The sequence below is a fragment of the Pontibacter sp. BAB1700 genome (assembly GCF_000277005.1).
Lineage (GTDB): Bacteria > Bacteroidota > Bacteroidia > Cytophagales > Hymenobacteraceae > Pontibacter > Pontibacter lucknowensis.
In genome coordinates this window covers 1-8,313 of record NZ_AKIS01000180.1, presented here as the reverse complement: position 1 = coordinate 8,313, position 8,313 = coordinate 1, and the positions used below count along the sequence as shown (strand labels likewise).

The 8,313-nt window shown below is 51.3% G+C and carries 7 protein-coding genes and 1 pseudogene; 3 read left to right on the top strand and 5 right to left on the bottom strand.

The window, feature by feature from the left end; translation table 11 throughout:
• Nucleotides 1-752 (top strand): SDR family oxidoreductase (locus tag O71_RS18405; RefSeq protein WP_007659937.1); only part of this gene is annotated, 752 nt, incomplete at its 5' end.
• Nucleotides 753-996: 244 nt separating this feature from the next.
• On the opposite strand, the gene O71_RS18400 is transcribed toward O71_RS18405, so the two are convergent.
• From O71_RS18400 to gndA, 4 genes and pseudogenes are all read right to left on the bottom strand, one after another.
• Entirely contained in the window at nt 997-1,488 is a 492-nt protein-coding gene (locus tag O71_RS18400; protein WP_007659930.1) for an SCO family protein, read from the bottom strand.
• A gap of 177 nt (nt 1,489-1,665) precedes the next feature.
• Nucleotides 1,666-2,469 (bottom strand): formylglycine-generating enzyme family protein, encoded by an 804-nt coding sequence (locus tag O71_RS18395; RefSeq protein ID WP_040574743.1) that lies wholly within the window; start codon nt 2,467-2,469, stop codon nt 1,666-1,668.
• A gap of 19 nt (nt 2,470-2,488) precedes the next feature.
• Nucleotides 2,489-3,967: a copper-containing nitrite reductase gene (gene nirK, locus O71_RS18390; protein ID WP_230391978.1), complete on the bottom strand. Its 1,479-nt coding sequence runs from the start codon at nt 3,965-3,967 to the stop codon at nt 2,489-2,491.
• A gap of 150 nt (nt 3,968-4,117) precedes the next feature.
• Nucleotides 4,118-6,003, bottom strand: a pseudogene (gndA, locus tag O71_RS18385) (NADP-dependent phosphogluconate dehydrogenase).
• A 155-nt stretch (nt 6,004-6,158) separates the two neighbouring features.
• On the opposite strand from gndA, the gene O71_RS18380 reads away from it, so the two are divergent.
• Nucleotides 6,159-7,145: an NAD-dependent epimerase/dehydratase family protein gene (locus O71_RS18380; protein WP_007659920.1), complete on the top strand. Its 987-nt coding sequence runs from the start codon at nt 6,159-6,161 to the stop codon at nt 7,143-7,145.
• Nucleotides 7,142-7,996, top strand: coding sequence for an SDR family oxidoreductase (locus O71_RS18375; RefSeq protein ID WP_007659918.1), 855 nt, complete (start codon nt 7,142-7,144; stop codon nt 7,994-7,996). Before O71_RS18380 ends, O71_RS18375 begins: the two co-directional genes overlap by 4 nt.
• Nucleotides 7,997-8,041: 45 nt before the next feature.
• Here the strand turns inward: O71_RS18375 and O71_RS18370 are convergent.
• Nucleotides 8,042-8,313 (bottom strand): ABC transporter permease (locus tag O71_RS18370; RefSeq protein ID WP_007659916.1); only part of this gene is annotated, 272 nt, incomplete at its 5' end.

Sequence of the window (8,313 nt, the reverse complement as noted above, 5' to 3'; positions counted from 1 at the left end):
ACGCCGTTATCTGTAGCCGCAAACAGGATGTGCTTGATAAAGCCGCCGAAGAGCTGATGCAGGAAACCGGCGGACAAGTACTGCCAATCGCCTGTGACGTGCGCAAATACAACGAGATTGAAGCTATGCTACAGGCCACGCTCGATAAATTCGGCAGGGTAGATGTGCTTGTTAATAACGCAGCGGGCAATTTTGTGAGTCCGACGGAGCGCCTCAGCCACAAGGCTTTTGATGTGATCACCGACATTGTGCTCAAGGGCAGTTACAATTGCACACTGGCACTCGGCAAGCACTGGATCGAGCAGAAGCAGGAGGGAACCATCCTCAACATCGTGACCACCTACGCCTGGACAGGTTCAGGCTATGTCGTGCCATCTGCCTGTGCCAAAGCTGGCGTGTTGGCTATGACACGCTCGCTGGCTTCTGAGTGGGCCAAGTACGGCATCCGTTCCAACGCCATCGCTCCCGGTCCTTTCCCAACCGAAGGCGCCTGGACCAGACTATTCCCGAAACAATTGGCTGATAAACTCGACCCGGTGAAGCGTATACCTGTCGGCCGTTTCGGGGAGCACCAGGAACTGGCAAACCTGGCCGCCTACCTGGTGTCAGACTACGCTGCCTTTGTGAACGGCGAAGTCGTAACCATTGACGGAGGTGAGTGGCTCTACGGTGCCGGTGAATTCAACTCCTTCGACCAGATTCCGCAGGAAATGTGGGATGCCATGGAGAAGCAGATGCGAGGGAAGGGGTGATAGGATTGAGTGATTAATTCACACTGTCCTCTCGACGATAGGAGAGATCTGGGTCGATTTAAGCAATGGTCAAATTCAGATTTCTCCCTAGGGTCGAAATGACAGCTAAGTGCTTAGGATGACGGCATCAGATGGCAAGAAGATCTCATCATTCCGTGCAATCTGCACATTACATTTGCAAACAAAAAATCCCTGGACTACATGCGGGTGCATCGTCCAGGGATTTTACTTTAAAACCTATAACTTAAATTTTATGCAGCAGACCTTTGATGGCGTTGACGGTTTCATCTGGTTCAACACCGAGCCCTTCGGCCTGGTGGATGATCTCTCCGGTTTCGCTAAGTACCGTGATGATGTTGGAGTGGGAGATCTCGCCATCCAGCTCTGTCTTGTACTTCATGTTCAGCAAAGCTGCGAGTTCCCGTATATTGTCCTGCTCGCTGGTGAGCAATGTCCAGCGTGTGGGGTCCAGGTTATTGGACTTCGCAAATTGCAACAGACGCTCCGGCGTGTCTCGGGCAGGATCCATGGTCACGAGAACGATGCCGATGTCTTCCCGCTTGTACTGTTCCAGTCCCATCTCTATGCGCTTCAGGTCCGCGATGATGCGCGGGCAGGCGTAGCTGCAATGGGTATAGATCATGGCCACCAGCTGCACTTTACCTTGTAATTCCTGCAGCTGTAGCTCCTGGCCATGCTGGTTTTGCCAATCGGACTCCAGCTGGTAAAGCGACATATCTGTCAGCCCCGCAGTAGGTATACCGAGTGTGCCAGTGCCATCCGGAAGTTCGTTAGCAGCGACTGGTTTGGCGCAGCAGCTGTCGTCTTCATGCGCTATTTCCTGCTGACAGGCTGTGAAGCTACAGAGATCAACGTGAACATGTATAAGGTATAGCGTTTCATAACAATCATATTATTTTTGAGCTGTGGTTTTGGCGGGTACATCCTGCACACATCGGAAGCCAAGGTTCGCCACGGTGTAGTTGGCTTTGAGGCTCGAGCGGAAGGCGTAGCGCATAAAGGCCACGTAGTTTTTTACATCACTTGCTCCGGTCGAACCGGCTCCGCAGAATAGCTGCCTGTCCAGGCTGGCGTTTTGTCTGGACTCACCCACAATCAGGGCTGAGTTGAAATCTGAGGTCCATTCCCACACCAGACCGATCATGCCGTACAGCCCATAATAGTTTTTGAAGGCGTTCTGTACAGGGGGCAGGTACTTCGGGTTAGGCTGGCTGTACCAGTCGAGACTGCGCTGGTAAAAGCTGGGCTCGCTGGAGGCGTCCTTCTTCGTTTCGCTGGCCAGTGCGGCAAATTCCCATTCATTAACGGTTGGCAGGCGCTTGCCCTGGCACTCGCAGTAGGCCTTTGCGGCAAACCACGACACGTTGATCACGGGGCTGTCTTTAAGCTTATCGGCTGCGGGCCCAACACCTAGTGGGCTGGCCCAATGCTTCAGGTAGCCGGCGTCTGCAAACAGTGCTTTTACTTCCGACTTCTTCCACTTTGGGTATTCCGCCACAAATGCTTCATATTGGGCATTTGTAACGGGGTATTTATCCATGATAAAATCCTGTACTGATATCGACTGGTTATTGCTGCCGTAAAGCGGCACAAAAGTGCCTCCCTTCACATGAACCATGTTAGCAGGAGTGCCCTTTTGTGCTTGTGCTATACTACAGGCTCCGAGCATCAGCAGAATTGTCAGAAGTCGTCGCATGATTGAAAAGCGTTAATAATTAGTGCTTGTAATTGGCTTTAGCCTTCTTCACTTGTTCTGGCGTGATCTCACCACCCTTGTTGCCCCAGTTGTTCATCACAAAGGTCATCACGTTAGCGATTTCTTCGTCTGACAGCTTCAGCTTCGGCATGGTGCTGTTATATACCTCACCGTTCACTTTGATCTGACCCTCCAGACCGTGCGCCACCACCCCGATAGAGCGATCTACGTCAGCGTTCAGGTAGTCAGACTTGGCAAGCGGAGGGAAGGCGCCTTTGATGCCCTGGCCTTCTGCCTGGTGGCAGGCCTGGCAGTTCTGGGCGTAAAGGGTTTTGCCAAGCTCCATGCGCATCTCTTTGTTTGAGGCAAAGGCTGCTTTCGGTGTATTTGTCTTCGGCATTTCCTGCACGGTAGAGCCCTCTGGCAAGTATATCTTTTGTTCGGTTTGACCTGAGAAGATGGCCAGGTTATCCGGTCCTTCTACTTTCAGCATACCAAGCGCACCTTTGTTGAAGGTTCTGAAGATAGAGTGGTCAACGAGTACATAGTTGCCTGGTACGTCCACCTTAAACTCTGTGATGGCTGAGCCACCGGCAGGTACTAAAGTTGTCTGCACGTTTTTGTTCAGGTTGGTGCCACCCTCAGGGTATACCGTGTCGAAGATCTCACCGATAACGTGGAAGGAAGACACCAGGTTAGGTCCGCCGTTGCCTACAAACAGGCGAACTTTATCACCTACTTTGGCTGTGATGGCATTATCACCCGTCATAGAACCAACGGAGCCGTTAAACACCACGTAAGACGGTTTCTCGTCCAGGGCCTTCTCCATATCGAAGGGCTGCAGGCCAGGTGCTCCGAAGGCTCCTTTGGTGTAGAAGTCGCCCTGCATCACATAGTACTCCTTATCAACCGGCTCCATGCCTTCTTCGGGCTCCACCATGATCAGGCCATACATGCCATTGGCGATGTGCATACCTACAGGTGCTGTCGCGCAGTGGTATACATACAGGCCAGGGTTCAGGGCTTTGAAGTTGAATACTGTTTCCTGTCCGGGAGCTGTGAAGGTAGCAGCTGCACCACCACCCGGGCCAGTTACGGCGTGCAGGTCAATGTTGTGGGGGTTCTTGCTATCGGGGTGGTTCATCAGGTGAAACTCCACCTCGTCATTCTGACGAACACGGATAAACTTACCCGGCACGGAGCCACCGAATGTCCAGAAGGTATAATCCACGCCATCGGCCAGTTTCTTCACGACTTCAGTTACCTCCAGCCGCACCACTACTTTGGCAGGGTGCTTCCGGGTAATAGGAGCCGGTACAAGCGGGGCATCCGTGAGTTCAGCTTCGATCACGGGCATCTCGCCAGGAGTGGCCGTCTCGTTCAGGGAGTTGAGTATTTCGGCGTTTGTGGTCTTGGTGCCACAAGATGAGGCGATGCCGAGGCAGAAAATCCCCACCATGGCCAGCCGTATTGCTTTTGGTAAATGTGACCGTTTCATAAGAATTGCTGTTAGAGTGTCTTTATGGATACAAAAGAACACCCCAAACTCCTTTAATCTTATGACAGTGGTCAGTCACAGAAGTGACTTATATCACTTCGACATAAATTTTTTGGAATATGTTATAACAGCATTCTGAAGGAACTCCATTTACCCAATTGACTTCCATTCGGTATGGAAATATTCTCCTGCGGGCTTGTCCTTGCGCTGGTAAGTATGTGCCCCGAAATAATCGCGCTGCGCCTGAATCAGGTTTGCGGAAGAGTCTGCTGTGCTATACCCTAACAAGTAATTTAAACCCGAAGAGAGCACCGGCAACGGAACACCATACTGCAGCCCTAACGCGACTACGGCGGCAAAGCTTTGCTGTGCGTTGCGTATTTTATCGACCAGTGTAGGGGCCACAAGCAAACGTGGTTCCTGTTGGTAGATGGCGACCAGCTCTTCCATCAGTTCAGAGCGAATGATGCAGCCATTGGTCCATATACGGGCAATTTCGCTGAAGTTGAGCTCCCAGTTCAGCTGCTCCGACACTTCGCGCATTAAGTTAAACCCGATCTCATGATTGATGATGCGGGTCACCTGATAGGCTTGCTTCAAACTGGCTACAAAACTGCTTCTGTCAATAGTGACTTTGGGGATTTGTTTCTGATAGCGTTCTGCCGCTTTCACCCTTTCAGCTTTCATAGCGGAGAGGGCTCTAGCCATTACAGCAGCTGAAAGGGTGTCGTAGGGTACGCCATACTCTAAAGCTACGGCGGCAGACCAGCACCGGTGCCTTTCTGTTCTGCCTGGTCCAGTATCTTGTCAAGCAGCAGCTCGTCTCCTTCTTTCTTATGCAGAATATCAATCGTGATCTCCAGCAGATAGCTTCCCAATCCATGCTGCTGCCATTCCTTGAAAATAGCGGCAATTTCATCAGGGGCTATACCTAGCATATTGCGCAGCAATGAATACGCCTCCGCCAGGGCCTGCATTTCCGCGTACTCAATGCCGTTGTGCACCATCTTTACGAAGTGTCCCGCTCCGTCTGGGCCGATATATATGGTGCAGGGCTGAGCTTGTCTGTCCTTCGCTGCGATCATTTCCAGGTAGCTGGCCACCTGCTCATAACCTGCACGTGGACCACCCGGCATAATGGATGGTCCCTTGCGGGCGCCTTCCTCACCGCCAGAAATGCCAGTGCCGACAAAGTGCAGCCCGTTGTCAGCGAGTAGTGCAGTGCGCCTTGCCGTGTCTTTATAAAAAGAGTTGCCGCCGTCTATCACCACATCACCAGGCTCCAGCAGCGGTATTAGTGCCTCTAGTTGTGCGTCCAGCGCACCGGCAAAGATCATAAGCAGTATTTTGCGCGGCTTCTCCAGCGACTGCACAAACTCCTCCAGCTGATCATAACCTTTTATATTGGTGAAAGAAGGATTTTCGGCAATTACCTGCTCGGCTATACCTTCCTCTTTGCCTGGCACGTGCCGGTTATACATCGCGACACGCACGCCACGGCTCGCCAGGTTCAGGGCAAGGCTTTTGCCCATCACGCCCAGGCCAATCACACCAAATTCAGAATGTGGATTCATATGCTCTAGTTTAGAGATTACTTCCTGAACGATCTGCTCAGGGCTTAAGGAAACATCGACGTGTATACCGTAGGCAGGCTTCTCCAGCGCTTCCAGTTGCGAATCCAGCATGGTCGGGGGCATAAAATGCGCATGACGGGCCTGTAGCCGCTTCAGGATGGTATCGCGGGAGCCATCGAGGTAAATCCAGCTGATGTCCGATACTGTCTGCAATACCTTACGGTACTCCTCCTTTAGGGCGGAGCAGGCCAGTACAGCTCCTCCCTCAACTTCCCAGGTGGGTATCAGATCAGCCAGTTGCTCCAGCCACGGTGCACGGTCGCTGTCGTTCAGCGGAATGCCTTGCTGCATCTTTTCGACGCTTTGCCGGGGGTGATAATCATCTGCATCGTAAAAGGGGAGCCCGAGCCTGTCAGCCAGTTTAAGCCCGACCGTGGTTTTACCACTTCCCGATACTCCCATCACGATGTAAATCATAATTGCTGGCTATATAAATGCGCTTCCCGGCAAGCCGGAGGTTCTACACGTTGTTGAGTTTTGTACGGAATTGTAGCCAGTAGTTTGCAAATAACTGCTGGCTTATAACATTAAAGTGTCAGTATATGTACACCCCCACTATGGAAGTTTTCGTCACGGGTGCGACCGGCTACATCGGTCATAGCCTGGTAAAAGAATTAATTAAGCGAAACGATAGGGTGTCAGCACTAGTCCGTTCGAAAGAAAAAGCAGCTGACCTGGCGGCTATGGGCGTGAAGCTATATGTCGGTGACTTACAGAATGTACAGCTCCTGGAGCAGGCCATGGCAGGTGCAAGTGTCGTGTTTCACCTGGCGGCCTATGCCAAACCCTGGGCAAAAGACGAGCGTACCTACCGACAAGTAAATGTGACAGGAACAGACCATGTATTGACTGCGGCATTGAAAAACAACGTACAAAAGGTAATACTCACCTCCACCGCAAGTGTTTACGGACCTGCTCCATCACCTCAGCATCCTGTAGACGAAAACACCCGGCGTACCATACCTTATACAAACAGCTACGAAAGCTCTAAGGCAGAAGCTGAGGTGCTCGCACGGAGTTATGTAAAACAGGGGCTGGCAGTCGTGATCCTGAGCCCAACCCGGGTATATGGCCCGGGCAAAGAGACCGATAGCAATGGCATTGCTAAACTGCTGCGGCTATACCTGGCAGGCAAATGGCACTTCATGCCCGGTGATGGAAACAGTGTAGGCAATTACTGCTATGTGGACGATGTGGTGCGAGGGCATCTGTTAGCCATGGCGCAGGGCAGGAGTGGGGAGAACTACCTGCTGGGTGGTGAGGACGCCACATATCAGCAACTCTTTGCGCTCATTGCTAGGTTGACAGGGAAGCAGCGAAAACTTATACCTATACCTGGCAGCCTGTTGCGCGGGGCAAGTTGGGTCATGGTCAAGCTGGCAAAACTGACGGGCACCAAGCCCCTGATCACCCCGGACTGGACCCGAAAGCTGCTGCTTCACTGGAGTGTGTCGAGTCATAAAGCTGAAAGAGAATTGGGCTATACCATAACACCACTAAAAGAAGGACTATCGAGAACGCTACAATCACTCCAACAGAAATGAAACCTGAAAAGACCTATACCTTAATAACGGGTGCCAGCGCTGGCATTGGCCAGGCGATGGCTACCGAGTGTGCCGCACGTGGTCAGCACCTGATTCTGGTGGCGCTCCAGGACTCGGGACTTGTGCAAACTGCCACCAATTTGCGGAAGCAGTTTGGGGTAGACGTCAAAACGATCGAGTTGAACCTGATCGCGCCCAATGCCATCCAGTACCTCTATGACTGGTGCCATGAGCAGGGGCTTAGCATCAATGTGCTGATCAACAATGCAGGTATAGGCAACTACAGTTATTTCCAGGAGTCCTCGCTGGAGGATTACCTACAGATGATCCAGTTGAACGTCAATGCCGTGGTAGCGCTGACACACCTGTTTATACCTAAACTCAGAGAGCATGAATCGGCATATATCCTGAACGTAGGCAGTTTTGCTTCACTAATGCCGCTTCCTTACAAGAGCGTGTATGCGGCAACTAAAAGTTTTGTTCTGACCTTTTCTCGTTCGCTGCAGATGGAGCTGGAGCCTTATAACATTCACGTAAGCTGTCTGTGCCCGGGGCCCACCAGCACCAAGACAATGCGGAAGCGCAACCAGCACATCAAGAAAGGCAAAGGCATTCTGACTAAAACTCCGGAGGAAGTAGCGCGACAGGCAATTGATGGTTTATACAAAGACAAAGGGCTTATTATACCTGGTTGGAAAAACAGATTCATGATCCGGCTGGGGCGTATCCTGCCATTTTCAGTCAAGAGCTATATTCTTAAAAAGATCTTTAAACAGGGCGTAGAGGAAGATATAGTGGATGCCACACCACCAGCTACTACACCTCGCAAAAAGGGGAGGGTCACATTGTAAATTGTCACGCTACCGTTATAACCTGCGACTAAATGTCTTACCCTTTTACTCTGCTTTTAAAACATTTACAGGTTCAACATGCGCTGCTCGAATAGTTTGGGATAGGACGGTCAGTAGTCCGACTATGGCAACCAGACCAAAGCCTATGCTTACATTTATAAAACTTAAATCAACAAGGCTGCTGCCTAAATCTTGTCTAATTAAATCACCGCCAAACAAGCCAGCCGGAACACCGATAAGTCCTGCTATCAGTATGAGAATACCGAAATTTTTGGTAACTATCCACACCAATTCTTTGTTGCTCGCGCCCATTACTT

Bases quoted from the DNA above. Each gene is read 5' to 3' on its own strand.
- O71_RS18400 (WP_007659930.1), bottom strand. From the start codon at position 1,488: ATGTCGCTTTACCAGCTGGAGTCCGATTGGCAAAACCAGCATGGCCAG.
- O71_RS18375 (WP_007659918.1), top strand. From the start codon at position 7,142: ATGAAACCTGAAAAGACCTATACCTTAATAACGGGTGCCAGCGCTGGC.
- O71_RS18380 (WP_007659920.1), top strand. From the start codon at position 6,159: ATGGAAGTTTTCGTCACGGGTGCGACCGGCTACATCGGTCATAGCCTG.
- O71_RS18395 (WP_040574743.1), bottom strand. From the start codon at position 2,469: ATGCGACGACTTCTGACAATTCTGCTGATGCTCGGAGCCTGTAGTATA.
- nirK (WP_230391978.1), bottom strand. From the start codon at position 3,967: ATGAAACGGTCACATTTACCAAAAGCAATACGGCTGGCCATGGTGGGG.